Consider the following 23,189-nt stretch of genomic DNA (forward strand, 5'->3'; position numbering starts at 1 on the left):
ATCAAGCCGAAAAGAACGCAACGACAGCAGTGACCACACCCGCGGCCGCAACACCGAACGACAAATTGCGCAGCCAATTCTTGCGGGTCAGCAACGTGATCGCGCACAGGGCGATCGCCACCTGAATCAAGGTCGTGGCCTGCGCCCAGCGATGATGGCCGTGCAGCAGCGCTTCGCTTTTAGCATCGTTATCCACGACTTCCTTTTCGATCGCTTCGGCCTTCGCGCGGATCGGCTCTTTCTGCTGCTTGTACTTGTCGACGTCGGCGACGAACTTCGCGTGCGCGTCGGCATTGCCGAGCGACAACGCCGCGCCGAGTTCAGCGAGATTCTCTTTCTCGCCCTTGGCCTGGTAGTAATTCCATTGATTCGACGCTTCCGTCTTTTCAATGGCGGCTTCGTTCTTGTAGTACAGCGCCAGGTTTTCGCTGTTACCGCTCTGATAGGCGCACAGCGCGCCGATCGTCGCGAGGATCGCTGTCATTACAGCCATGCGGCTCGCAAAGGGATCTGCGTCGTGGTGGCCGGCGTGTTCGACCGCATGGTCGTGCGGACCATGCACTTCATATTCTTCAGGCATCTGACTCTCCGAGCGAAACTTTTCTTGTGATCTCCGGGCGGCCCGGCGGACTCAATCTTAGCGTGAGGCGCCCGGCGATGGAAAAGGTATCGGCGCGAAGAGCGGTCGACGAGAGACGTCAATGGGAGGAAGTCAATGAATGCCGGTGACCAGCCACGTCCGCACGAATGGGATCACATGCTCGCCGGCCAGCATGCCGAGCAAGCCGACTGGCGCTACTGTCGGCGGCGCGGGCGATTTCACCTGCATCACGCTATAGAGCAAACCGACCACGACGCCGGCAACGAGCGAAACCAGATACGCTTTCATGTTTGAGATTTCCATCTGAAAAGCGGGCTGCCGAGCCCGCTGGTCGCTTCGGCAATTACATCGTAATGACGACCCGGCCGCGCGTGCCGGTGGCCACCGCCTCGTAGGCTTCGCGTGCCCGTTCGAGCGGGAATTCCTGCGCGATAGCCGGCCCTTGGAGCTTGCCGCTTTCGAAGCCTTCCGTCAGCGCCGTCATCAACGGCGCCGATTCGGCGACGCCCAGCTTGGCGCTGTCCACGCCGAGCAGCTGCGTTTCGTTGTGGTAGAAGTCGATCAGATCGAATTCCACGCGACGCTGACCTGTGGCGCTGATTTCCAGCACGCGGCCACGGCGCTTGACGAGACTCAGTGCGGTTGCGAACGCGACACCGCCGACGGTGTCGTACACCACGTCGGCACCCGCGCCGCCAGTTAGCGCCTTCAGGCGCTCCGCCACGTTTTCGTTGAACGGAACGTAGTCGTCGATCAGCCGGCCCGCAGGGGTATCGGCGGAAAGCGGATGACGATCGATCCCGATCACGCGCGCCCCCCGCGCTTTCGCGATCTGCACGACCGCGCCACCGACACCGCCGCCCGCACCAATTACGGCAATCGTCTCGCCCGCTTCCAGATGGGCATACTCGACGGTGCCGAGCCAGGCGACCACGAAGTTCACGCCGATCGCGGCGGCCTCCGGATGGCTGAGCGTGCTGGGCTTACGCGACAGGGCGGCGAGCGGAATCTTGATGAACTGGGCATGCGTGCCGTCGCGAGTGAAACCGATGTCGCCGCCGGTGCCCCAGACCTCGACGCCGAGCCATGCTTGCGGGCCGTCCACCACGACACCGCTGAAGTCGCGGCCGGGCGTGCGCGGCAGGACGGTGTGTTCGAAATGGCCGGACACGTTCTTGACGTCGCTCGGATTCACCGAGGCGGCCTTGACTTGTACAACAGCGCTGTCGGCGTCGGCGTGGAGCGTCGGCAGGTCGACGTAGTCGAGCACCTCGGGATTGCCAAAAGTCTTGAACTGAATCGCTTTCATTGTGTATCGCTCCGGTCGGGTCTTGTGCTGCGTTGGGCAGCCGATGAGCGTAGTCTAGATGGCCGGTACAAAAGTGTTGGGACAAAGGCTTTCGAATGTCGGACAAGACGGTTGTGGGTCAGCTTATGGGTCGTGCCGGAAATCGTTTAGACCTTCGGTTTAGCCGTTTTGCCCATGGCTCGGCAGCCAGCGAATCGTTCAGCCGATAGCGAGGATAGCGAGCGGCTCAGTTGCACGGGAGAGTCGTCGAGCCGCTGGCGTGAAGGGCTCACGTGTTCGTGGGCAGCTTGTTTTGTGCCTGCTCCGGTGAAGCTTCAGGAGTGGCCTCGTTGAGCGTACTGCTCGGATCGAAGCCGGTCGGCGGCGCGCCTAGCTCGCGCCGGAACATGTCGCTGAAGCTGCTAGGCTGGAAGCCCAGCGAGCGTGCGATGCTGCTGACGGGGCGTCCTTCGGCGAGACCTGATACGACCAGCGCCAGTTGAACTTGACGGCGCCATTCGGCAATGCCCACCCCCAACTCCCGCGTGAAGAGGCGCGCCAGCGTGCGCAAGCTGGCGCCGACCGATGTCGCATGCTGTTCGAAGCTGATCGCGATCGAAGGGTTGTCGATCACCGCGCGGCACAATGCATTGAGCCGCCGGTCCGACGCATCGGGCAGCGCGATGCGCAGCGATGAGCGTGGCGCGTGCCCCAGCTCCAGCATGGCGAGGCGGTACGCGGCTTCGAGATAGGTTTCGTCGCGAGCGCGGGTGCGTTCGTGTTCCGCAATCGACGTGATGAGTTCGCGCAGCAGGCCGTTAATCTTGAACACGTCGCTGCGCTGACTCAGATGGCCGACGTTGCGCTCGTGCAGATAGAGATTGCGCATCTCCACTTCGCTCATCATGTGGATGGAGTGAACCGTGCCGGCCGGCCGGTAGCCAGACCGCGCGCTGTGGCGGCACCACCAACGCTTCGTGACCGACTTCGACCCACATCACGCCCGATATCGCGTACAGCACCTGCGCCCACGTATGCGAATGCGGGTCGACACGCATGCCACGCGGATAGCGCCGCGCGAGGGAGCGGGCGTCGGCGGCGTCGTGGAGGTCAGGTGGGCGGGCTTGGGGCACGGAGATTCGGTTCGCTGTTCGAGGTCGCGCACGCTGGATTTCGCCGTTCTTATCTCGCCGGCGTGGCTGCGCATGCGGTACCCGGGGAGTGTAGGGCGAAGCCTCTTCGCATGCCAGCGTTTGCAGTGCAGCGCGAGCGGCGCAGGGATTTTGGCAGCGAACCTGGCGCGCAAAAAATCTGCGATCATGCCAGGCACTCTTCAACGCCTCTTGAGCCCAAGCCACCACGCCAACCCCAGCCCGCCTATGTCCAGCCGCCCCACGCTTCTCACCACCGACCGTCTGATCATGCGTCCGCACACGCGCGACGATTTCCTCGAAAGCTATGCGATGTGGTCCGATCCCGAAGTGATCCGCTACATCGGCGGCAAGCCGTTCACGCGTGAAGAAGTCTGGGCGCGCCTGCTGCGCTACGCCGGGCATTGGGCGATGCTGGGATATGGCTACTGGGTGGTGCGGGAAAAGGAGAGCGGCCGGTTCCTCGGTGAAGTCGGCTTTGCCGACTACCACCGCGAGATTGAGCCTTCCTTGATGGACACGCCTGAAATTGGCTGGGCACTCGACCCCGCCGTGCACAACCGCGGCTACGCGACCGAAGCGGTGCGCGCCGCGCTCGCTTGGGCCGATACGCATTGGCCCGGCGGCGAGACCGCCTGCATCATCGCACCGGAAAATCAGCCGTCACTGCGCGTCGCGCACAAGTGCGGTTACCGTGAGCAACTTCGCACGACGTACAAAGGCAACCCGACCATCGTCCTGCGACGAACGGCGGGCGTTGCCTGAATGACCGCTTAGCTGCCTTCACTTACCTTCACTTGCCTTCGTTCGCCGCCGATCGCTGCCGCGCAATCAGGTCCACCAGCCGTTCGACCTGCTTGCCTTGTGCATCGAAGTTGCCGGCGTCGAGCCAGCGTACATAGCTCGGACGCAGCGCGGGCCATTCGCTGTCGATGATCGAAAACCACGCGGTATCGCGATTGCGTTCGCGATACACGATCGCCTGCCGGAAGATCCCTTCGAACGTAAATCCAAAGCGCAACGCTGCCGTTCGCGACGGTCCATTCAGCGAATCGCACTTCCATTCAAGGCGGCGATAGCCGAGATCGTCGAACACATGGCTCATCAGCAGGAACATCGCTTCGGTGGCAATGCGCGTGCGCTTCAGACGCGGCGAAAACGTGACATGCCCGACTTCGATCACGCCGTTCGCGCGGTCGATGCGCATCAGCGCGAGCGTGCCGACCGCCTTGCCGGTTGCAAGATCAATCACCGCGTAGTGCAGCGGATCGGGCGATGCGGCCATGCGCGTCAATTGCTCGCGATACGCGGCAAGACTGTCGAACGGACCAACCGACAGATAGGTCCAGTCGCGGCCATCGCGCGCCGAACTATAGGCCTCGTACAGGTCCGCCGCATGGCGTTCGACGTCCACCGGTTCGATCCGGCAATATTGGCCCACCAGCGGCTCGCGGCCGGGTGCCTGGGCGCCTTTCCAGTCCGGCACGGGTGCGCCGATCGGCTGCTCGAAAGCGTTACGTTCGGGTTCCATGTCTGCTCTCCTGTCGATAGTGGGTGATGGTTCCTTATAGAGAACGATACGGCAAACGTGGTATGTTAAAAAGATCCAGCCGAAGAGTATTTGATAGGTCCAGTCAAGATGATCGAGATCATTGGCCCGCTCACCAACCCGGCCGCTGCGACGGTCGCCGGAAACGGTGAAAAGTCCGTGCCGCTGCAAAAACAACTGATCGAGCGTTTGCAGCAGGCAATCCTCACAGGGCGTTTGCCGGCAGGGTCGCTGCTGCCGTCGTCGCGCTTGCTGGCCGCCGAGATGGGCGTGTCGCGCAATACCGTGGTGATCGCGTTCGAGCATCTGGCCGCAGTCGGCTATGTGGTGGCCGACAAAAAGGGCACGCGTGTGAGTCCGCTCTCCAGTCCGGCGGCGCGCGGGGAGCCGCAGACACGGCCGGCCGCATCGGAGATCGCCTACGCCGCGCGCGTCACGCAATTCGCGGCGACGCGCACCCATCTCGACAACACCTTGCCGCTGACGCCGGGCACGCCCGCGCTGGACCGCTTTCCGCTTGCGGCCTGGCGGCGCGCACTGGAACGTTCGATGGAGCGCGCGTTGCCGCTCGCGCTTGGCTACGGCGACCCGGCGGGCGAACCGGCGTTGCGCGACGCGATCGCCGCGCATTTGCGGATGGCGCGGGGCGTGCGCTGCGAGGGCTCGCAGGTGGTCATCACCGAAGGCGCGCAGGAAGCGCTGAACCTGTGTGTGCGGCTGTTCACCAATCCGGGCGACATTGCGTGGGTTGAAGATCCGGGTTATCGCGGCGCCAAGGCGGCGTTCAATCTCGGCGATCTGACCATACTGCCGATGCCGGTCGATCCCGAAGGCATCGCGGTGCCGCCCGGTGCGTGGCAGGCGCATCCGCCCAAGTTGATCTACACGTCGCCCGCGCATCAGTATCCGACCGGTGCGGTGTTGTCGGTGGCGCGCCGGCTGGAGCTGATCGCGCAGGCGCGCCGCTGCGGCGCCTGGCTGATCGAAGACGACTACGACGGCGAATTCCGCCATACCGGCGAGCCGATCGCCAGCATGCAAGGGCTGGTCGAGCACGCGCCGGTTTTGTACGTCGGCTCGTTCAGCAAAACGATGTTTCCGGCGCTGCGTATTGGCTTCGTCGTGCTGCCGCGTGCCATCGCCGCGCACACGGCTGTCGCGTTGCAGGAGATGCTGCGCGGCGGGCATCGTCTGGAGCAACTGGCGCTGGCGCATTTCATCGACAGCGGTGAATTCGGGCGGCATCTGGGCCGCATGCGGCGTTTGTATCGGGAGCGTCAGCAGGCGTTGCGCGATGCGCTCACCACGCATTTCGCGCCGTCGCAGATTCTGGGCGGCAATTGCGGCATGCATTTGACGCTTCGTCTGCCGCACGATATTTCCGATCGGACCCTCGCCGAACGAGCGCTCGCCAGGCGGCTCAATCCGCGCGCGCTGTCGGGTTTTGCGCTGCAGCAGCGCGAGGACGCGAACGGCCTCGTGATCGGCTATGGCAGCACGCCAGCCGGGCAACTGGCGCTCGCTGTCCGTGTCCTGGCAGAACTGGTGCGCGAGATCGCGGGCGAGAGGGCGGGCGGGCCGGACAACGGGTCGGCAAGCGCGGCGCCCACCCGGCGCGCCGTGTAAGTTTTTACGTTTGTCCGCGCGGCCCATGTCGCGCTATCGTGTCGTTTATGCGCGGCGATTTCGGCGTGCGCGACGTCGACGGATCGCCCGCAGGTCATGCCCAGCGCAGCGCCCTGCATCATGGCGCGTTATGCGGCGCCCGACTGCCGGGCCGCTATCGGGCTCGGGCATGAAGCATGCCTTTGTTGTGGTTATCGATGACGATCTATCTGACGGAGACGACATGAAGGAAATCGAACCGACCGCCTGGTTTGAGCTTGCTGCCCATACACCGGTCCGCGAAGGCTGGTACGAAGTGCAGCTGACGAGCGGGGACACGGCATTTGCGAAATATGGCGACGGCGTGTGGACCGAGAAACCGTTGCTGGTGTTTACGCACTGGCGCGGCCTCTCCGCCGACCCGTCGAAGGCTGCCGACGGCGAGGCAGAATCGATTAGCGCGGAGGCCACTGCGGCTCAGGGCGTGCGCGCCGCATGGAACGCGTTTTTTCCAGGGCTAGGCGAAGAACAGCACAAACCGCTGGACGCCTTGCCCAACGGTAAAGCGCCGCATTGACAGACGGAATGCCTGGGCGGCGGCCTGGCGGCTGCCGCTCAATGATGTTTGCTTGCTGGCCTTGATTGGCAGGATCGGCGCAGCGCCAGGGTGTTGGCGGTTGGGTCCGATGTAGTGGTTTCCTCTCCGCTTTCCAGCGGTTATTCACGCTTCAACGCTTCGGCGGCCATTCTGCCGATGTCGATATCGACGTCCGGCGTCTCGCCCGTTTCGAGAATCCACGCCGCGGACAAACCCGACCACGCGAGAATCCATTGCAGCAAACGGCGTCTGTCGAGCCCGGCGATTTGCGCCACGCGTTCGACGCGACGCTCGAACCGTCCCGGCACTAGCGCGGATGTCTGGTCCGGATTGCAGAAGATGTTCGCGTAGTCGAAACCGCGTTCGCCGTGCAGACCTTTCGGATCGATCGCCAGCCAGCCTCGCGCGCCAAAATCGAGCACGTTGCCGTGATGAATGTCGCCGTGCAGCACGACGAGGTCTTGTGGATGAGCGAGCAGGGCTTGCGCTGCGGCAGCACTCTCGGCGAGCCAGCCACCGTATTGCTCCGCTGCAGGCCAGAGACTCTGGAACCAGCGCGGCAAATCGATCAGTTCGGGCAGAGGCTTATTTCGAGGCGCGTGGAGTCGTGCAACGGCAGCGCAAAGGATGTCGATGGCGTGGTCGTCCGCCGCGCTGTTGCCCGTGCGGGCCTGGTCCGCTAACGAGTGATTGCTTTCGGCACGCTCCAGCAGCAGGGCGTCGGCATCATGGGCGAGCACGCGCGCCGCGCCGTCGCCGGCCCACCACACCATCAACTGCGCGCCGAATTTCTCTTCGGGTTCCTGCGCAACTTTCAGCATCGCAGCGACGCCGCGCTGGCGTACTGGCAACAGACGGCTGCTATGCGTGCGAATCGGCTCACCGTCCGGCAGCAAATCCCACTTGACGATGTATTCGGCGAACATCGTGCTTTAGCCTGCGAGTGTGGCTGCATGCACTGCGGCGGCGAGCAAGTCGGCACGGACCACGTGCGTCAACTCGAGCGCTTCGAATCCGGCGGCACGGGCGGCCGCGTCGAACAGCGCGATATTGCTGTCGGCGGTATGCAAGCAGACGATGCGCACGATTTCTCCAACGGTTCTGATCGTTCTGCATTCTCGCCTGGATTGCCTGGAAGCAGCGCACGTATGGCGTGATGCGCCGTTCATGATGGATGCCTCACCCGCTTTGCGCGTCCCCGCTACAATCTGACTGATCCATTTGACGCGGAAGAGCACGTATGAAAGTCACCCGGGAACCTGTTGCATTGTCGCGAGCCACGCAGTTACTGAATCATGGCCCTGTCACGATCATTACCAGCGCGCACGGCGGCCGCTCGAACGTGATGGCCGCATCGTGGGCGATGCCGCTCGATTTCAACCCGCCGAAAGTCGTCGTAGTGGTGGACAGCCGCACACTCACGCGGCAACTGATCGAAGCGAGCGGCGTGTTCGGACTGCAACTGCCGAGCCGCGGATTTGCCGCGCAGACGCTGGCAGTGGGTACGAACGCAGGCGCCGAACTCGACAAATTCTCCGCTTTCGATCTCGAGACTTTCCCTGCACAAGAAATCGATGTGCCGATGCTGGCCGGCTGCGTTACCTGGATGGAATGCAAGGTCATTCCGGACGATAGCCAGCGGCACGATCTGATCATTGGCGAAGTGGTTGCCGCCTACGCGGACAGCCGCGTGTATTCGAACAACCGCTGGCATTTCGGCAACGACCCCGATCTGCGCACGTGCCATTACGTGGCGGGCGGGACTTTCTTCGCCACGGGCGACGCGTTTGAAGTCGATCCGGTAGTGAACGGGGCAGGCGAATAACCCCGTAGTGGCGGCGCGTCCGCAACCAGACCGGCCGAATCGGTTTCGACGTTTGGCCAACTGGCGAAAACCTGCTCGGCCGTCGGGCTGCGCAAGCGGTTCTTGCTGCAGATGAACAAGGCGCGCATCGCTGATTACCTGGCTATGTTCGTGTTCGGGGACAAGCGTGTCTCAGGTATTGCCGTCGGCAAACGCCGTGAGTGCATCGCCCGCCAACCGGTAGCGCACCCATTCGCTTTGCGCGCTCGCGCCGATCGATTCATAGAAACCGATCGCCGGCTCATTCCAGTCGAGCACGCTCCATTCGAAGCGCCCACAGCCTGTCTCGCATGCAATTTGCGCAAGGTGGCGCAGCATCTGTTTGCCCGCGCCGCTGCCGCGCGATGCCGGCGATATGTACAGGTCTTCCAGATAAAGCCCCTGTTTGCCGAGCCATGTCGAATAGGAAAAGAAGTAAACGCAGAAGCCGATCGGCTCGCCGTTCATTTCGCAGATCAACGCTTTCGCGGTGGACGTGGCGGAGAATAGGCTCGCTTCGATGTCTTTCACGGTGGCGACAACTTCGTGCTCCGCTTTTTCATACACCGCGAGTTCGGTGATGAAGCGGAGAATCAAGGCGGCGTCGGATGCGTGGGCAGGGCGGATGTGGATCGTCAAGGTGAGGTGCTCGGTCGGTCTGGAGTGTGGAACGAAAGGACCGCTATGCGCGGCGGCGAGATCGGGAAGCGCAATCGTAATCAGATTGCCGTGCCACTCGCCTTCGCGCACCTCGGGTCTGCATATGCTGTTCTGGCGGCAAGCTCCCAGTTGGCCTTCTCGCGGGGATCGCCGCCTCGACCAAAAACGGTTAGGCGTCGAGGGCGATCGGCGCCTCGAGAAGACAACCAAACTCGCGGGCAAAGTCGACAGAGACACGCGCATGGACTGCGCCCTGCTTGTCGAAGAACCGCTGCGTCCCTCCAAGCGTGAACACACCTTCATGCCAGATGTTTGGATGGATGTAGAGACCCTGCTGTCCATCGAAGCGAAAGCACACGAACTTCTCTGGCGTAATGTCGTCCCCGGGTAATGCCAGTGGAACGTAGAACGGCAGATGGTCGAGCGGAAAGAACAGTTGTCCGCCATCTGGATGATAGTTCGCATGCCAAAGCAACATGCGTTCCGGCGCATTGACGTTGTCGTCGCGGGCGGCTTCGGGCTCTTTAGCGTACGCAAGGATGTAGTTGCCGCCTACGGCCTCGTTTCGGCCGTAGAGAATATCCCCGCGCCATTCGCTCACAAATGTGCCTTCGGTTGTGCCTGCCTCGTCACCGGTTCCGGGGTCTATGGGCCTTGTCCCCATCGCCGGCCACTGCACAATCTCGATCGAGCACTCGCTCGGGTCTGTCACAAGCCTGCCGAATCCATCAAGCGTTGTGGGGGTCGCGTCGACCACGGGCATCGACACGCGTCGGAGGCCGGAAGGAAGGGCGGGGTTGAGGTAATCGGTTTCTTGGGACATCCGCACAGTTTACACGAGTCGAAGTTGCAACCTTGCGTCTGACCGCTCGATCCGGACGTCATGGAATAGGCGTCGTGAATCAGCTGGTCTGCATGGAACGACATCACCGTTTCTACTTATATCGAGTTCCATGAGCATATGAATCGCAATCTGATTCCTACATGCCGATGGTGGTTTTCGGCGCCGTGGCAGGAGGGGTAGCCCTTGCTGTGGTGTATGGCGTCCGATCGATTTCCGGGCAACTCGCAGCAGCAGGTGCAATCTGCTATGCGCTCCCACCGGATGACGTTATCTTGTCGCGCAACTCCAGCGTCAACGCTTCGATACGTTCGCTCATCTGCTTTGTCAGGGTAGTGAGCTGCGTGTTCTGTTCAAGCAATGCAACCAGCTGCTCAGTCTGCCTGGCCGCCAGCGCCTGGCGCTGCTCGCTCGCCATCGCAAGGTCTTCACGATGGCGCGCGTCGGCATCGGAATGAACCTTGTCGCGATCTGCCTGGCGCGTTTGCGCGAGCAAAATGAGCGGCGCAGCGTAAGCTGCCTGAAGACTAAATGCAAGGTTCAGAAGGATGAAAGGATAAACGTCGAACTTCGTAAAACCGAGCATGTTCACGGCAATCCAGACCGCGACAATCAGTGTCTGTGCAATCAGGAAGGTTGGCGTTCCAAAGAAACGCGCGAACCTTTCGGCCTTGAGTGCGAACCAGTCGTCGCCGAACACCGAGTTGAGATGAACGTGCGGCACGTGGAACCGGTAGTGATAGTTGGTGTTCCCATTGGGTTCGTGGCGTGGGGCGTGTTTATGATTCGCATCGCTCATGGTAGTGACCTGTCGACGAAAGGTGATGTTGGCGCCGGTCCCGCCCGACCCGTTGAAAGGGCTTGGCCGATGCCGCGGATGTCACGCCTGGCGGTTACCGCGGAGTCGGGATATCGGGCACGGCGGTGCAGCGCGGCATTCGGGAGAAGGCCGTATCGTCGATTATTGGACATGAATGACGCAACGTCGAGCGTGGCATGGCCCCGCAGATGCGAAATGTGGGTCGCTCGCGCCTGAGATCAGCAACTGGAGAAACTATGGTTGCAGTTGGGGGACCGAGGCGGGCAGCCTCGGGTAGGCGTGGCGTGCGGCGGGCGATGACAGCGCAGGGACTCACCATCGTCGAGCCGCCGGTCCTGTCAAAGCCGGTGGTGACGATTCCGCAGGGGTAGCGCGCGACCAGAGATCGCTGGCATGCTGCGGCAATCGTCATCCAGTCCGGCCGGCTAGACCATGACCCGCGCCGGAAGGACTAGTGGGTCGAGAACACCGAGATGCCGCCGTTGGGAAATCCTGCCGCGCCGGGCTGGAACGGCACGTACACTTGCCCAAGCGTGCTGTCGATGGCGACAGAATGCGCGCCTGTACCCACCGGAACCTTGAAGAGCAACTGCCGTGACGCGCCATCGATTACGCCCATCTGTGGGCTAAATCCTGACGCGGCAGCGACCCCGCTTGTGACGTAGTGCCGGGCTGGCAGGAGATAGCGGTTGGAAGCCGGATCGTAATTGACCTGGTCCACCCCGCCAAACGGCAGGCTGGCTTGAATTGCGCCACTCGAACGATCGAGGATCAGCGTGATGAGGGGGTTACCGGCCGGCGGATCGCATCCAATGAGCACGTCGTTATTCGGGCCAAGCACGATTCCCGCCGGTCCGCATTTCCCCAGTGGAAATGACTTGCTGACAGCGGGACTTCCCGCCACCGCGGAGCTGGCGGTGATGACATCGAGCTCGCCATTGGGATTGGCAGAGGTCCCGTCATTGTTGATCAGGAAGCTCTTCGAGGCAGAATCGTAGGTGCACGCTTCGAGCCCCGACGAACCGTTGAAAGGAAGCTTTACCACGGCCTTTTGGGTCAGCGTGGAAATGAACGTGACGAACGGCGGCGAGTCTCCGGGGCTCGCGTACATCACGAGATGATCGTCAGGATCGTAGCAACCCTCATCCACGCGTGATCCGGAACTACTGATGGCGATTGTATTGACCGTCGCTTCCGTGGCCGTATCGATCACTTTGACTGAGTCCACATCGCCGACATAGATCGTGTTCGTGCCGGTGATACCTACAATTCCGTCGGGACCGGACTCGTTTGTCGTGGCCCCCGCACCGACGAATGGCCCCGGAATCTGGGCGATCAGCGCGTTTGATTTGGTGTCCACGACATCGACCGTTTTGTTGTTGCGGTCGGTCAGAAAGTACTTGCCGGCCTCGACGTAGCCGATGTCGAAACTGAATGGTGGGCTCGAAGCATTGGGCACGGCGATATTCGTCAGTAGTTTGGGCGGTGTCGGTCCGCTGATGTTATCTCCACCTCCGCAGGCGGCCACTGCGGCCGCAGCGAACAACATCAAGGCCATCAGGCGCTTTTCCATCGATTCGTCTCCTTTCCGTTTACTGGTCCGACTGCCGGTCCGGGGAGGCGGTCTGAGTGCTCAAATTTCCTCCGCTTCCGGTCGAAGACGATCAATGAACGAAATCTTAAGGAATCGTAAGATGTCATCGTCTGAAGAGGTAACCGTGTATTCCATGCATGCGGCGGTGCGGCGCATGGATTGTGGCTATATGGACCGGCTGTCTGGTTCACACAATGGCGGCGTGACCCAAAATCGGAAAGTAAAAGTTATTTATGGTCTGCATTGAGAGAACGCTATGCCTGTAATGAATTTTAAGCTTCCGCAGGCGCGGTGGTGACACGCCGGAAAGAGCCGGGACCGCACCGGAATGCCGCCACACTTGTTACTCCCAACGTTCGCCTGCCGGTGCAAAACTATCTCACGGTCAACAACAAGCGTTGAGCAATGAATGGAATCGCGCTTCAGCCATGAGGCGCGGGAACTCACCCAAACCAGGAGATTGCAAAAGTCATGACTACATCAACCGGGAATGGACGGAAAGACGGACAACCTGCCATGCAGACACCACCGGTCGTGTCTGCGCAGGCGTGGGAGGCAGCCCGCGAGCAGTTGCTCGTCAAGGAAAAAGCTCAGACCCGCGCCCGTGACGCTCTTGCCGCCGAGCGTCGGCGAATGCCGTGGATGGCTGTGGAGACGGCATACGAGTTCGAGGGGCCTGCGGGCAAAGCCAGCCTGCTCGACCTGTTCGAAGGGCGGCGTCAGCTTATCGTGTACCGCGCTTTCTTCGAGCCCGGCGTGTTTGGCTGGCCCGACCATGCCTGCCGGGGCTGCTCGATGGTAGCCGACCAGGTCGCTCACCTTGCCCACCTGAACGCGCGTGACACCACCCTCGTCTTCGTCTCGCGTGCGCCTCAGGCGGATATCGAGAGGTTGAAGGCACAGATGGGCTGGGAGATACCGTGGTTCACCCTCACGGACAGCTTCGACGCCGACTTCGGCGTGGCGGAGTGGCACGGCACGAACGTGTTCTTTCGCGACGGCGAGCGCGTGTTCCGCACTTACTTCGTCAACAACCGCGGCGACGAGCAGATGGGCGGCACCTGGAACTACCTCGATATCACGCCGCTGGGCCGGCAGGAGGCCTGGGAAGACTCGCCCGAGGGCTATCCTCAGACCCCGACCTATAAGTGGTGGAACTGGCACGACAGCTACGTCGCAGACGCCGCGCCCGACAAGAAATGGGTCGAGGTGTCGGACGCGGGTGAGGCGGCGTTCCGCAATCAGGACACGGGCACGAAGTCATGAGCCTGTGCCGACGGCGGGTCGAGTCGCGTCAATAGGATCAGGCGTGCAACGAACGGATTGGACTGTCCGACCAAAATTGATGTCAATCTGACAGTCTAAACTTCGTGACAATTGACGCTGATCGAATCAGCGCGGTGTCAGTCAAGTGCGGGGACGACTATGGGCAAGCCTTCGAGAACAGCGTTATTCTCCGCAGTCCGCATGTGGGACTGGCCAACGGTCGGCGCATTATTGGCTGCGAAACCTGAACTGGTCGAGGCAAGCGACCCACAGGGACACACCGCCCTGCATCGGGCGTGCGCGGTCAAGCCTGGCAGTAGCGCACAACTGGTCGAACTGAACGGTATCAGGACCGCCACGATCTTGCTCGAAGCGGGTGCGGACCTCGAACAGGCTGTACCGATGGATGAGGACGAAGGCGATTTTCGCGCCACGCCGCTATGGTATGCGGTCGCCCGTGGAGAAAATTTTCCCTTGGTCGAGTTTCTTCTGCAGCGTGGCGCCAACGCCAGCTATTCGCTTTGGGCGGCAGTATGGCAAGACGACGATCTCCTATGTCGCGCACTGTTGAAATCCAAACCAGAACTGAATCTCAAGGCGCATGGCGAGACCCCCATCTTCTATGCGGCAAGGCTCAAACGACTCGCCACGTTGGCCCTGCTGATCGACGCGGGAGCGGATCCGTCGATTCCGGATTCGGTTGGTCGCGACAGCGTAGCGATCGCTCGGGAACGCAAACTGCCGGAAGACATTATTGAACGGATGGTGTCGCTACAGCAGCGTAAGCTACGCGGCCGTGCTTAAAGGCAGGCTTGGGTCCATCCAGCGTAATCCCCGATCCCGTTCGGCGTGGCTCGCTCAATTAGTCAAAGTCTTTTCCCGCAATCGAATCATGTTCGGATGGCGCTGGAGCACCATCCGAACCGATTGCTCGCCCATTTCTAACAAGCACCTCGCTGACTTCTCCTTTGTGTTTTCCGTGACTTCATTCCCTTAAGAGCGGGTGTCTCCGAAAACCACGGCCCGGTTCATACCTACGCTCCCGAGTTAGTCACGATTGCAAGGCTCGGGCAATAATGCGTCGCGCTCAAGTACGGCGCTTGCTGTGAGCGAACCCCGGCAGTGTTAGACGTGGGCGGATCGATAAAAACTGACGCATTGTTCGATCCCGCGGGAGCGGTGAGGGTCATCGTCAATTTCCACCAGTTACCCGATTTCACCGCGCTCAGCGATGTTGCCTGTCCGGCGCCCCATGTCCCTCGCACCACCGCGCCCGTATTCGTATTGAGGACCCAGCCAAATTCGGTGCCGCTCGGGTCATCGGTCTGGATTGATCCGCCAGGAAAGACCGTGGCGTTGGTGGTAGCGAGAACATAGTCAGTAAAACTATACGATTGCCCGCCCTGAACCCTGATGATTTCGCGGACATTCGAGACTGACGATCCGTTCGTGCTGGTAACCGTGGCGGCTCCTCTGTTCACTCCGGAGATATCGGGCGCGGGCACGGCGGTGCCGCCATTTTGTTGCGACCATGCATCCGGTGTGGCGAGACTCAGCGGCGAATTGATCAGGTTGTTTGCATAGCAGGCGGCCGCGGCCTTGTCAGCAGGCGGCCCATAAAAGCGTGCAATACTCGCCTGGATCGCGTTATCGGTCGTGTCGGATGTCGCCTTGGTGATCACGGCTCCTTCGAAGAACTGGATGGGAGCAGCGCTACCGTCGCCGCCTTCGCCAAGCGAAAGACCGCCTTGCCACTGCCCGTTAAACGCATGACCGGCGTCGTTGCCAAAGTTCAAGGCTTCTGGGGGCGCCTGGTCATAGAGTGCTGTGAGTACGCTTTGTGAGGCAGACCCACCTTTTACCGCGAAGATATTTGAAGCGGTCACCGGTGAGTATTTGGAGAGCACCGTGACGAACTTTTCTCTTGGAGGCTGCTGCGGGCCGTAGAGATAAACGCCTGCCTCTGCGTCGACGCCAGGCCAGTTAATATCGAGTGCGTTGCATACGGGGTCTTTGACGTTGGGTGCCTGGTTGGAGTCGCCATCACAATAGCCAAAAACCGCTGCGTTGCCGTTCGAGAACGCCAGCGCAAACATTTCGCCTTCGACTTCTCCATGTGCATAGGTGCTCGGGTTAGCACTGCTTTCCATATTTCCGTAAGTCCCGCAGCACGTGGAGGATTGGCTATAGTGCGCTCCGGCAACCATATACTCGGCAATATCGCTATCACCGATCGACTGGTTCACCGTGCCGAACCTGTTGCGGTACGCTTGTCCCGCCAAAGTACCCAGGGCTGGAATCTGGACGCCTTGCAACGGCACAAAGCCTAGCTTTGCCGGAGTGCCGGCGAGCGCCGGCAGATCGTTCCCGATCGATAGCTGGAGGGTGGGTGACTGGGCGGTCAGCGCGGTGGGCGGCTGCAGAAGTTGAACGGTCAGGGCGCCACCGGTTCCTGGAAGCGTGATCGTCGCAAAGCCATTGAGGACCGGAACGGTTGTCGTTTTCTGGGTCCCTGAGCCACTATTCGGTACGGTCAATGACTCTGTTCCGTCCTGGTTGAGTGTGAGGGTGGCCGGCACATTGCCAAATGCTCCTCCTCTGAGGGGCGCAACCAGGTCGATCTGATCGTAAATGTAGGTGACGGCGCAGGTTGTATTGTTGCAGAACGTGTTTGCGCTTTTGACGTTGGTCGAACCAATCAGCGTGCGGTCGGCGCTGTTCGGCAAGGTACTCGACGTATAGGGATAGACGTCCTGCTTTGCACCATCGGACGCCCGTTGAATCTGGAATAACGGGCCACTGTAATTCTTTGTCAGCAAGCGTGTCACGCTGTGAGCCGCGGAGCACGGCGTATTGGCAGTTGCTGCGGCGTCGCACGGAAGAGGAGTCGTCGCCGCCTCTGCCGTTGGCGTACTGTAATTTGACTGGACTGCATTATTCGTCGGCGCCGCACTTGAGTTCGACACCCCTGTCGCTTGCGATGGGGACGTGCCGCTGCTATCTCCATTGCATGCGGCAAGCCCGACGGCCATCGCCAGCAAGACAGCAATTAAACCGGTTCCTCTGGACATCATGACATCCTCCTATGAAACCACGCTTCTGATTAGGTTCACGCTACTTAGGTATGCAAACTGTTTTACCCAGAATCGTCACTGATCAAGCAGGTATTCTTCAGAACTGCCACTCATTTCCGGCGGGTTGGAAAATTCGCCGCGGAGCTGCCCGGCGGGACAGCATCCGATGACGTGCGGCGGTACGGTCGCCGCGTCAGGTAATAATATTAGTCAATAATATCGCCTGACCTTCTCGGTATATTCCCGTATGTCTGGATAAAGGGATCGAACATCTGTGCCCATATATAGGGGAAAGCGGCGCAGGTCGGTGCGAACCTCGTCGATATTATCGCTAATATGAATTTTGATGAATCGGCGAGTCATCCATCGAGCGTTGGTCCGTCAGGGCGATCGGCCTTAGCCCTTTACTGGACTGCGAAATACCTCAACGAGCATGTCCACAATGCCGTTAAGCTCCTCACGCTCATCTGAAGAGAGCATCGGCAGTCATGCCGCGATGCCGCACGAAAAACCTGCGGGCGGTGCAGCTGCTACCCAGTCGTACGACATTGGAAAGTACGGTGCGATACCTCGGCATCGTGGTCGACGATGCACTTGACATGGCAGTCCCCGTTCAGATCAAGTGCGTTCTTGTCATGCATCTCGCATCTCCCGTGTTTCAGACATCGCGGCTTCATCAAGTGGATATTCCAGAGACGCATAAACCCGTTCCTGGCGCTCAACTTCCGCTGTAAGTGAAATCGAAAGATTGCGCAAGGTCGAGTTATGCCGATCACATAAGTCCGTGTGCGGCCATTTCCGGACACACTGTTTAGATCTGAAGCGTCGCTCTGCTTTCGGTTAGCCAGACGGTAAGCGCATTGACCCACATGGCCTTGGCAAACAGCGAGCCGTGTTCATTGATTTGTGCGCCGTATGTCCGCTCCGGAGCGAACGTGAATAGCCGATCGCCGACGCGACGGCAAGCAGACGTTTGTAGATTCGTCGCCTGAGTCCGCTCCGGGTCCAGCTTGTGTGAAAACGTGCGGTGATCGCCTAAACTGAAACAGCGCGTTCGGCCGCGCGTCACCTAACAGGTTGTGAACGCCACTGCCAATATGAAATATCCGAGATCCATGAACCATGTGTACCGCCTGGTCTGGAGTCAGCCGCTGAACGATTGGGTTGCAGTCGCCGAGTTCTCGCGGGGGCGCGGCAAAGGCGGTGGCCGCAAGCGCGTCTTTGTGGCTTTGACAGCGGCCGTGCTGGCGCATCCGGCCGTGGCAGACCCGAGTTGGGTCACCATCACGGGGGGTACCGGGGGCACGGACTATACATTTGACAGCAACTCGCCGCCTGATTTGACGGTTAGCCCCGCAGCTGCTTGGCGACAGGCGGCCAAACCGTAAGGCGCCGATATCTGAGTTCCAGACACGCCTGGTGAGGGTGTCCTTTGGCGTCGCGAAATTCGATCCGGTGCAATCCCTTCACCCGCACCTCTGACATTTCGTCTGCAACGGTATGCTCGCCGTCGCCGGCTAACCTGTTGCTGCAGGTACGCACCAGAAAATGCGTGCCGAGCTCAGAGGCGGCGCAAAACAGTTCATAGATGTCGCTTTCCCGGTCGCCAATATGCACACAGCGATCCGGTTCACCGAGCCGGGTGGTTGATTGACGCAGATTCTCAATCCACCGAAAGCTTTCCTTCTGCTCAATCGGTATGCGTGTGAAATTGACTTTGCTGCGTCTTCTCGCGGTGTCCTTGAATTGCTTGCGGCTCCAGAATTTGATGGCCGCTAGCCCGAGTGGCAGACCTTCGGTTGTGACGGCGAGACTTGCGTGCATCAGGATGCCGCAATGCGGGCTCGGCTTCGTCCGGCCTCGCCGCTGGGCGGAAGTTATTGCGCTGCCAGCGTATCCGATGAGTTCGGGATGTTCCCTTTCGTATGAAAACGTGGTGGTATCCTGAAGTACAAGAATCGGTCCATCGGTCGTGGAAGAACGCTTTGAAGTAGTCCGGAAATGTCCGCTCAGAATGTCCTGCTCACTGACGCGATCATTGTTCATAAAGCGATACGCTGCCTTGGTATTGGCCCAATCCTGGCAGGCGAGTGGAATGGTCTGTCCCATACCCTTCCACAATTGCTCCAACAGCATTCCAAACCGCTTGCGAAGCCGGGTGTCCTGAAACTCGCTGCCCGTAATCTCGCAATTCAGCCAGGATTCATCCTTTGCGCGTTCCGTTCCTGTCATTTATTCAAATAGGGATCGTAAATGTTTCCAAGTTAGCAGAATTGTGGGTAATTACAAGGGCGCCGATGTGTTTACCGCGCTGGCTTTTCGACTTCGCCACCGCAGCGGCATGGATCGCGCGGGTCACCCAGCGAATCAGTTCGTGTTGATCGTCTGCTATCTCGTCCGGTAACTGGTAATAGCTGGCGACCTTGACCGTTTTTGATTGCCCGGCGTAGCTGAAAGGAACGGCTCCCAATGCCTCGAAATCTGGGCGTGTCAGATCATCCACACGCAGATACAGTGCCCCCTTGATGACAAAGCCGAACTGGACGCCGTTCTTCACCAGTCCCGCTCCACCGAAGAATCGGGAAACCGAAATCGGCCCGATCATGCTCAGGCGATCCACACATTCAAGCGCTCTTTCACGTGCGGCGGAAAGATTTATGTCGGTTGATCTTGATCTTGATCTGGTCGATAGAAAAAACCGGTAATGCTCCGAAGTCGCCCGTCATCGGAAAGCAGGCCAAAGCTGGTCCCTGTCTGTAGCGTGCTGTTATCCGGCCCGTGCAGGCTCCAGTGTGCAAGAGTGCGATCGTGATGATGCAGGAGCGTTCGAATGCGGAATGTTCCGCCGGGAACGCTTTGCTGAAAGTCACTCATGTAAGCCGAGATGGCCAGACGGCCCTCGATGGGGCCGTTTGGATCGCAATACGTCACGTCGTCCGCGAGGCATGCGGCAAGTTCGCCCACACGGGCATCCGAATCTCTCGACCAGGTAGCCGCATACCGATTCCAAAGTGCTTCAGGTGACATGGTGGAGTCCTTCCAGTCGGTCGAATTCGTCATTGATCAGCGCCCTTAGCAGCGCCTTGTCATAGCTGGCACGAACGAGCACGAGCGTTCCCTGATAGAGCGCCAGTAATTTCGAGGCCGCGCGTTTGGGTTCGATCTCCGTTGAAAGCTGGCCGGTACGGCGTGCCGATACAAGCCGCGCGGTAAACGTGCGCAACAGAATATCGAGTCCCTCATTGATACCCGTCGGCATAGAACGGCCGTTGCCGCCAAATTCGATTGCGGCGTTGGTGATCAGACAGCCGAACGACTCTCCGTCCGGTTCACGGAGCAATGACAAAAAGAGCTTGCGCAAGCCACGCAAGCCGGCCGCTTCCGACGCATGTTCAACAATGCGTCGGTGCAAAACCTTCTGGTTGTAATGAGCGAGAGCAGCAGAAAACAAGCCAGCCTTGTCTCCGTAGCTGTTGTAGATGCTGCCGCATTTGAGCCCGGTCGCCTCTTCCAGATCTTTGATCGAGATTGCGGAATAGCCTTCGCGCCGAAAGGCGTGCATTGCACCTGTCAGCACTGATTCCTCGTCGTACTCACGTGAGCGTCCCATATCGGCCATTTTTTGAATGTTAATTTTAGAATAGGCGATCAAGAAATGACTGTCAAGCCGACTGATCGGCTATCCGTCAGCGCCGCTGGCGAGCGTAGATAGGATCAGCCTTAACACTGCTTAGATAACAGCGCTGTAATCAACCGGACGGTTTCGGGTAAGGACACACGACTTATTCTATGGACCAGCGGGCCGGCGTTTGATTCTGGCCGGGCGCCCGTGCGATGCCAATGACTCGCATAGGGTTCGACAACCCGGCCGACGGGGTAGATATCCCATGTCCTTTCGCCATTTTGCCTCCTCGTATTACCCCGCCAGCCGGCCGTCCCGCGATCACCGGATGACGCGATGAATCAGCTTGCGTCGATACGCATCTTCACCAAAGTCGCGGAGTGCCTGAATTTTGCGGAAGCGGCCAAGCAATTGGGTATTTCCAATTCCGTCGTTACCCGCAGCGTGGCGGCGCTCGAGGAGCATTTGGGCGTACGCCTGATCAATCGGACCACACGGCGTGTTTCGCTGACAAGCACCGGGCAATCCTATTGGGAGAGTTGCGTCGAATTGATCAAACAACTCGACACGATGGACGAGTGCATTGCGTCCGCGGTGGGGCAGCCGGCCGGTTCGCTCAGGATTGCGGCGTCATCGCTCTACGCGACGACGGACCTGCCTGACGTGCTGGCAGCATACCGGGTGAAGGAGCCGCGCATGAACTTCGAGTTGACCGTGTTCGACACGATGAGCGACGTGGCGACGAGCGAGTTCGATGTGTGTTTCAGCGCCGAGCGGCGCCTGCGCGATTCGTCGCTGATCTGCCGGCCGCTCGCGCAGACTCGCGACGTGATCGTTGCGAGCCCCACCTATCTGGCGAGGCGCAGACCGCCGCGCACGCCGGCGGAACTCGCGTCGCACGACGTACTGGTCGCCTCGGATGCGCCAAGCCGCCATTGGGAATTCCGCGACGCGCACGGCATACAGCGCGTCGTCGTACGGCCGATTCTGAACATACAAAGCCCGTTGGTCGTTAAACGGGCGGTGCAGGCCGGACTCGAGATCGCACGGCTTTCGCAATCCGTAGTGCAGCAGGAGCTCGCGGACGGCAGTCTGCGCGCACTGCTGAGCGACGCGACGCTTTGCGCCGACGAACGTACAGTATGGCTGCACTATTCCGGCCAGCCGCACATGGCGCTCGCGCTGCGCAGCTTCATCGATTTCGTCGTTGAGCGCTATCGTCACACGCCGGAGGAAAGCAAGCGGGAGGGTGCGATAGGCGTCGGCCCGCTACAACACCATTCGAGCAATACTGAATTGCTGAGGAGCCACATTTTGTAGGTCCTAAAGTGCGTGAACCTGACGCCGGATAGCTGTGCCATCGCGCTGTTGACGCGACGAAACACCGGCGAGGTCATCACACCCACAAGGATCTGCATTCATGAAAAAACTCCTGATTGCCGTGGCTGCCAACACGGCGCTCGGCTGCGCGCTTGTCCCAACGAGCGCGATGGCGCAAAGCAGCGTCACGCTGTACGGCTTGATCGACGAAGGTCTGAACTACACCAGCAACTCGGGTGGGCATTCGAACGTACAGATGGAGAGCGGCTTTGCGCAAGGCAGCCGCTGGGGCTTGAAAGGCGCCGAAGATCTGGGTGGCGGCACCAAGGCTGTCTTCCAGTTGGAGAACGGCTTCGACGTCAACTCGGGCAAACTCGGCCAAGGTAGCCGGATGTTCGGCCGGCAGGCGTACGTGGGTCTCAGTTCGGCGCAATTCGGCACGCTGACGATGGGCCGGCAATACGATTCCGTTGTCGACATTCTCGCGCCGCTCACGGCCAACGGCAACTGGGCCGGTTATCTGATGTCGCATCCGTACGATAACGACAACACCGACAACTCATTCCGCCTGAACAACAGCGTCAAATATACGAGCAACACATATGGCGGCGTGACGTTCGGCGGCCTGTACGGTTTCAGTAACCAGGCGGGCGGCTTCGCGAACAACCGTTCTTACAGCTTTGGCGCGCAATACGTCGGCACCTCGGTGACCGTGGCGGCAGCGTACATGCAGATCAACATTCCGGGCGGCACGTCGGGCGGATCGCTTGCAGCCGACGACACAGACTTCTTTGCCGCACGCCAACAGGTTTGGGGCGCGGGCATCAACTATACGATCGGTCCGACGGTGCTTGGCTTCGTGTACAGCCATACGAGCCTGAATGACGCGACGGGGTCCGTATATGTAGGAAACTTCGCGAACACGGCGAGCTCGTTGAAGTTCGACAACTTCGAAGTCAACGCCAAGTATCAGTTCACGAAGAGTGCCTATGTCGGCGCCATGTACACCTACACGCTCGGGCATTTCGACAGCAGCGCGGGCAACTCGAAGCCAAAATGGCAGCAATTCGGCTTGATGACGGACTACAACCTGTCGCCGCGTACGGACGTCTATGTGCAAGGGCTTTATCAGCACGCTTCGGGCGGCAGCACGGTGGCGGCGCCGCTGAATACCGCCTACATCACCGGTGCTGATGCGCCCTCGACGAGCGCGAATCAATTCCTTGCGCGTGTCGGCATCCGGCATCAGTTCTGATCGTGTGCGAGTGTGCCCACCGGCCCCGCTCCGGTGGCTGTTCGCTATCCACTCAGCCCAATCAGTTGCCTCGCGGGTTACGTAGCATGCAGCGCGCAAGGC

26 protein-coding genes and 1 pseudogene are annotated in these 23,189 nt (G+C 60.3%); 10 read left to right on the plus strand and 17 right to left on the minus strand.

Features of this window, described 5'->3' with window-relative positions; translation table 11 throughout:
• Position 1: 1 nt before the first annotated feature.
• The 4 genes from B0G76_RS17900 to B0G76_RS17915 all read right to left on the minus strand — a co-directional run bounded on the left by B0G76_RS17900 (position 2) and on the right by B0G76_RS17915 (position 2,778).
• Entirely contained in the window at positions 2-580 is a 579-nt protein-coding gene (locus B0G76_RS17900; protein WP_120293785.1) for a DUF4337 domain-containing protein, read from the minus strand.
• Between the two features lie 132 nt (positions 581-712).
• Entirely contained in the window at positions 713-889 is a 177-nt protein-coding gene (locus tag B0G76_RS17905; RefSeq protein WP_120296481.1) for a DUF1427 family protein, read from the minus strand.
• A gap of 55 nt (positions 890-944) precedes the next feature.
• Entirely contained in the window at positions 945-1,910 is a 966-nt protein-coding gene (locus tag B0G76_RS17910) for a zinc-binding alcohol dehydrogenase family protein (protein ID WP_120293786.1), read from the minus strand.
• Positions 1,911-2,178: 268 nt separating this feature from the next.
• Complete coding sequence (locus tag B0G76_RS17915; RefSeq protein WP_259460609.1) at positions 2,179-2,778, minus strand: AraC family transcriptional regulator; 600 nt, start codon at positions 2,776-2,778, stop codon at positions 2,179-2,181.
• A 490-nt stretch (positions 2,779-3,268) separates the two neighbouring features.
• Between B0G76_RS17915 and B0G76_RS17920 the strand changes: the two genes are divergently transcribed.
• Positions 3,269-3,805 (plus strand): GNAT family N-acetyltransferase, encoded by a 537-nt coding sequence (locus B0G76_RS17920; protein WP_120293787.1) that lies wholly within the window; start codon positions 3,269-3,271, stop codon positions 3,803-3,805.
• A 28-nt stretch (positions 3,806-3,833) separates the two neighbouring features.
• Here the strand turns inward: B0G76_RS17920 and B0G76_RS17925 are convergent, their stop codons facing one another.
• Positions 3,834-4,571: a GNAT family N-acetyltransferase gene (locus B0G76_RS17925; protein WP_120293788.1), complete on the minus strand. Its 738-nt coding sequence runs from the start codon at positions 4,569-4,571 to the stop codon at positions 3,834-3,836.
• A gap of 108 nt (positions 4,572-4,679) precedes the next feature.
• Here B0G76_RS17925 and B0G76_RS17930 point away from each other — a divergent pair, with 108 nt between their 5' ends.
• Positions 4,680-6,215 carry a PLP-dependent aminotransferase family protein gene (locus tag B0G76_RS17930; RefSeq protein ID WP_120293789.1) on the plus strand — a complete coding sequence of 512 codons (1,536 nt, stop codon included), beginning with the start codon at positions 4,680-4,682 and terminating at the stop codon, positions 6,213-6,215.
• Positions 6,216-6,438: 223 nt separating this feature from the next.
• Entirely contained in the window at positions 6,439-6,771 is a 333-nt protein-coding gene (locus B0G76_RS17935) for a hypothetical protein (RefSeq protein ID WP_120296483.1), read from the plus strand.
• Positions 6,772-6,911: 140 nt separating this feature from the next.
• Here the strand turns inward: B0G76_RS17935 and B0G76_RS17940 are convergent, their stop codons facing one another.
• On the minus strand, positions 6,912-7,718 hold the full coding sequence (locus B0G76_RS17940) for an aminoglycoside phosphotransferase family protein (protein ID WP_120293790.1): 807 nt from the start codon (positions 7,716-7,718) through the stop codon (positions 6,912-6,914).
• Positions 7,719-7,724: 6 nt separating this feature from the next.
• Positions 7,725-7,877 (minus strand): hypothetical protein, encoded by a 153-nt coding sequence (locus B0G76_RS17945; protein WP_183082075.1) that lies wholly within the window; start codon positions 7,875-7,877, stop codon positions 7,725-7,727.
• A 155-nt stretch (positions 7,878-8,032) separates the two neighbouring features.
• Between B0G76_RS17945 and B0G76_RS17950 the strand changes: the two genes are divergently transcribed.
• Complete coding sequence (locus B0G76_RS17950) at positions 8,033-8,617, plus strand: flavin reductase family protein (RefSeq protein WP_120293791.1); 585 nt, start codon at positions 8,033-8,035, stop codon at positions 8,615-8,617.
• 14 nt (positions 8,618-8,631) lie between these two features.
• Here the strand turns inward: B0G76_RS17950 and B0G76_RS17955 are convergent.
• The 5 genes and pseudogenes from B0G76_RS17955 to B0G76_RS17975 all read right to left on the minus strand — a co-directional run.
• Positions 8,632-8,745, minus strand: a pseudogene (locus tag B0G76_RS17955) (phosphotyrosine protein phosphatase); the annotation flags it as partial.
• 43 nt (positions 8,746-8,788) lie between these two features.
• Complete coding sequence (locus B0G76_RS17960; protein ID WP_120296485.1) at positions 8,789-9,274, minus strand: GNAT family N-acetyltransferase; 486 nt, start codon at positions 9,272-9,274, stop codon at positions 8,789-8,791.
• A 190-nt stretch (positions 9,275-9,464) separates the two neighbouring features.
• Positions 9,465-10,118, minus strand: a complete 654-nt coding sequence (locus tag B0G76_RS17965) for an ureidoglycolate lyase (protein WP_120293792.1) — start codon at positions 10,116-10,118, stop codon at positions 9,465-9,467.
• A gap of 265 nt (positions 10,119-10,383) precedes the next feature.
• Positions 10,384-10,836, minus strand: coding sequence for a DUF1003 domain-containing protein (locus B0G76_RS17970; protein ID WP_259460610.1), 453 nt, complete (start codon positions 10,834-10,836; stop codon positions 10,384-10,386).
• Positions 10,837-11,407: 571 nt separating this feature from the next.
• On the minus strand, positions 11,408-12,529 hold the full coding sequence (locus B0G76_RS17975) for a YncE family protein (protein ID WP_120293794.1): 1,122 nt from the start codon (positions 12,527-12,529) through the stop codon (positions 11,408-11,410).
• Positions 12,530-12,650: 121 nt separating this feature from the next.
• Here B0G76_RS17975 and B0G76_RS42910 point away from each other — a divergent pair, with 121 nt between their 5' ends.
• From B0G76_RS42910 to B0G76_RS17985, 3 genes are all read left to right on the plus strand, one after another.
• A complete protein-coding gene (locus tag B0G76_RS42910; RefSeq protein WP_183082076.1) occupies positions 12,651-12,797 on the plus strand; it encodes a hypothetical protein in 147 nt (48 codons plus the stop codon).
• Positions 12,798-13,021: 224 nt separating this feature from the next.
• On the plus strand, positions 13,022-13,816 hold the full coding sequence (locus tag B0G76_RS17980) for a DUF899 domain-containing protein (RefSeq protein ID WP_183082077.1): 795 nt from the start codon (positions 13,022-13,024) through the stop codon (positions 13,814-13,816).
• Between the two features lie 201 nt (positions 13,817-14,017).
• The gene (locus B0G76_RS17985) at positions 14,018-14,620 is read left to right on the plus strand and encodes an ankyrin repeat domain-containing protein (protein ID WP_183082078.1); all 603 of its coding nucleotides are present in this window, start codon (positions 14,018-14,020) and stop codon (positions 14,618-14,620) included.
• Positions 14,621-14,850: 230 nt separating this feature from the next.
• On the opposite strand, the gene B0G76_RS17990 is transcribed toward B0G76_RS17985, so the two are convergent.
• Positions 14,851-16,890: an arabinofuranosidase catalytic domain-containing protein gene (locus B0G76_RS17990; protein ID WP_120293797.1), complete on the minus strand. Its 2,040-nt coding sequence runs from the start codon at positions 16,888-16,890 to the stop codon at positions 14,851-14,853.
• A 1,115-nt stretch (positions 16,891-18,005) separates the two neighbouring features.
• Between B0G76_RS17990 and B0G76_RS44835 the strand changes: the two genes are divergently transcribed.
• Positions 18,006-18,278, plus strand: coding sequence for an ESPR-type extended signal peptide-containing protein (locus B0G76_RS44835; protein ID WP_183082079.1), 273 nt, complete (start codon positions 18,006-18,008; stop codon positions 18,276-18,278).
• Here B0G76_RS44835 and B0G76_RS18010 read toward each other — a convergent pair.
• From B0G76_RS18010 to B0G76_RS18025, 4 genes are read right to left on the minus strand one after another with little or no spacing between them, the layout of a single operon-like run.
• On the minus strand, positions 18,238-19,122 hold the full coding sequence (locus B0G76_RS18010; RefSeq protein ID WP_120293800.1) for a transposase: 885 nt from the start codon (positions 19,120-19,122) through the stop codon (positions 18,238-18,240). The two genes, B0G76_RS44835 and B0G76_RS18010, sit on opposite strands and share 41 nt — an antisense overlap.
• A 4-nt stretch (positions 19,123-19,126) precedes the next feature.
• Positions 19,127-19,510 carry a TfoX/Sxy family protein gene (locus B0G76_RS18015; RefSeq protein WP_120293801.1) on the minus strand — a complete coding sequence of 128 codons (384 nt, stop codon included), beginning with the start codon at positions 19,508-19,510 and terminating at the stop codon, positions 19,127-19,129.
• A gap of 35 nt (positions 19,511-19,545) precedes the next feature.
• Positions 19,546-19,917 (minus strand): nuclear transport factor 2 family protein, encoded by a 372-nt coding sequence (locus B0G76_RS18020; protein ID WP_120293802.1) that lies wholly within the window; start codon positions 19,915-19,917, stop codon positions 19,546-19,548.
• Positions 19,907-20,542, minus strand: a complete 636-nt coding sequence (locus B0G76_RS18025) for a TetR/AcrR family transcriptional regulator (RefSeq protein ID WP_220700761.1) — start codon at positions 20,540-20,542, stop codon at positions 19,907-19,909. The genes B0G76_RS18020 and B0G76_RS18025 overlap by 11 nt, the downstream gene beginning before the upstream one ends.
• A gap of 306 nt (positions 20,543-20,848) precedes the next feature.
• Between B0G76_RS18025 and B0G76_RS18030 the strand changes: the two genes are divergently transcribed.
• A complete protein-coding gene (locus B0G76_RS18030) occupies positions 20,849-21,832 on the plus strand; it encodes a LysR family transcriptional regulator (RefSeq protein WP_120293803.1) in 984 nt (327 codons plus the stop codon).
• Between the two features lie 100 nt (positions 21,833-21,932).
• Positions 21,933-23,087 (plus strand): porin, encoded by a 1,155-nt coding sequence (locus B0G76_RS18035; protein WP_120293804.1) that lies wholly within the window; start codon positions 21,933-21,935, stop codon positions 23,085-23,087.
• Positions 23,088-23,189 lie beyond the last annotated feature (102 nt).

It is taken from the genome of Paraburkholderia sp. BL23I1N1 (genome assembly GCF_003610295.1).
Taxonomy (GTDB): Bacteria; Pseudomonadota; Gammaproteobacteria; order Burkholderiales; family Burkholderiaceae; genus Paraburkholderia.

What these genes read in the sequence shown, in the direction of transcription:
- B0G76_RS17900 (WP_120293785.1), bottom strand. Translation starts at nt 580, where the DNA reads ATGCCTGAAGAATATGAAGTGCATGGTCCGCACGACCATGCGGTCGAA.
- B0G76_RS17905 (WP_120296481.1), bottom strand. Translation starts at nt 889, where the DNA reads ATGAAAGCGTATCTGGTTTCGCTCGTTGCCGGCGTCGTGGTCGGTTTG.
- B0G76_RS17910 (WP_120293786.1), bottom strand. Translation starts at nt 1,910, where the DNA reads ATGAAAGCGATTCAGTTCAAGACTTTTGGCAATCCCGAGGTGCTCGAC.
- B0G76_RS17915 (WP_259460609.1), bottom strand. Translation starts at nt 2,778, where the DNA reads ATGCGCAATCTCTATCTGCACGAGCGCAACGTCGGCCATCTGAGTCAG.
- B0G76_RS17920 (WP_120293787.1), top strand. Translation starts at nt 3,269, where the DNA reads ATGTCCAGCCGCCCCACGCTTCTCACCACCGACCGTCTGATCATGCGT.
- B0G76_RS17925 (WP_120293788.1), bottom strand. Translation starts at nt 4,571, where the DNA reads ATGGAACCCGAACGTAACGCTTTCGAGCAGCCGATCGGCGCACCCGTG.
- B0G76_RS17930 (WP_120293789.1), top strand. Translation starts at nt 4,680, where the DNA reads ATGATCGAGATCATTGGCCCGCTCACCAACCCGGCCGCTGCGACGGTC.
- B0G76_RS17935 (WP_120296483.1), top strand. Translation starts at nt 6,439, where the DNA reads ATGAAGGAAATCGAACCGACCGCCTGGTTTGAGCTTGCTGCCCATACA.
- B0G76_RS17940 (WP_120293790.1), bottom strand. Translation starts at nt 7,718, where the DNA reads ATGTTCGCCGAATACATCGTCAAGTGGGATTTGCTGCCGGACGGTGAG.
- B0G76_RS17950 (WP_120293791.1), top strand. Translation starts at nt 8,033, where the DNA reads ATGAAAGTCACCCGGGAACCTGTTGCATTGTCGCGAGCCACGCAGTTA.
- B0G76_RS17965 (WP_120293792.1), bottom strand. Translation starts at nt 10,118, where the DNA reads ATGTCCCAAGAAACCGATTACCTCAACCCCGCCCTTCCTTCCGGCCTC.
- B0G76_RS17975 (WP_120293794.1), bottom strand. Translation starts at nt 12,529, where the DNA reads ATGGAAAAGCGCCTGATGGCCTTGATGTTGTTCGCTGCGGCCGCAGTG.
- B0G76_RS42910 (WP_183082076.1), top strand. Translation starts at nt 12,651, where the DNA reads ATGTCATCGTCTGAAGAGGTAACCGTGTATTCCATGCATGCGGCGGTG.
- B0G76_RS17980 (WP_183082077.1), top strand. Translation starts at nt 13,022, where the DNA reads ATGACTACATCAACCGGGAATGGACGGAAAGACGGACAACCTGCCATG.
- B0G76_RS17985 (WP_183082078.1), top strand. Translation starts at nt 14,018, where the DNA reads ATGTGGGACTGGCCAACGGTCGGCGCATTATTGGCTGCGAAACCTGAA.
- B0G76_RS17990 (WP_120293797.1), bottom strand. Translation starts at nt 16,890, where the DNA reads ATGATGTCCAGAGGAACCGGTTTAATTGCTGTCTTGCTGGCGATGGCC.
- B0G76_RS44835 (WP_183082079.1), top strand. Translation starts at nt 18,006, where the DNA reads ATGAACCATGTGTACCGCCTGGTCTGGAGTCAGCCGCTGAACGATTGG.
- B0G76_RS18010 (WP_120293800.1), bottom strand. Translation starts at nt 19,122, where the DNA reads ATGACAGGAACGGAACGCGCAAAGGATGAATCCTGGCTGAATTGCGAG.
- B0G76_RS18020 (WP_120293802.1), bottom strand. Translation starts at nt 19,917, where the DNA reads ATGTCACCTGAAGCACTTTGGAATCGGTATGCGGCTACCTGGTCGAGA.
- B0G76_RS18030 (WP_120293803.1), top strand. Translation starts at nt 20,849, where the DNA reads ATGAATCAGCTTGCGTCGATACGCATCTTCACCAAAGTCGCGGAGTGC.
- B0G76_RS18035 (WP_120293804.1), top strand. Translation starts at nt 21,933, where the DNA reads ATGAAAAAACTCCTGATTGCCGTGGCTGCCAACACGGCGCTCGGCTGC.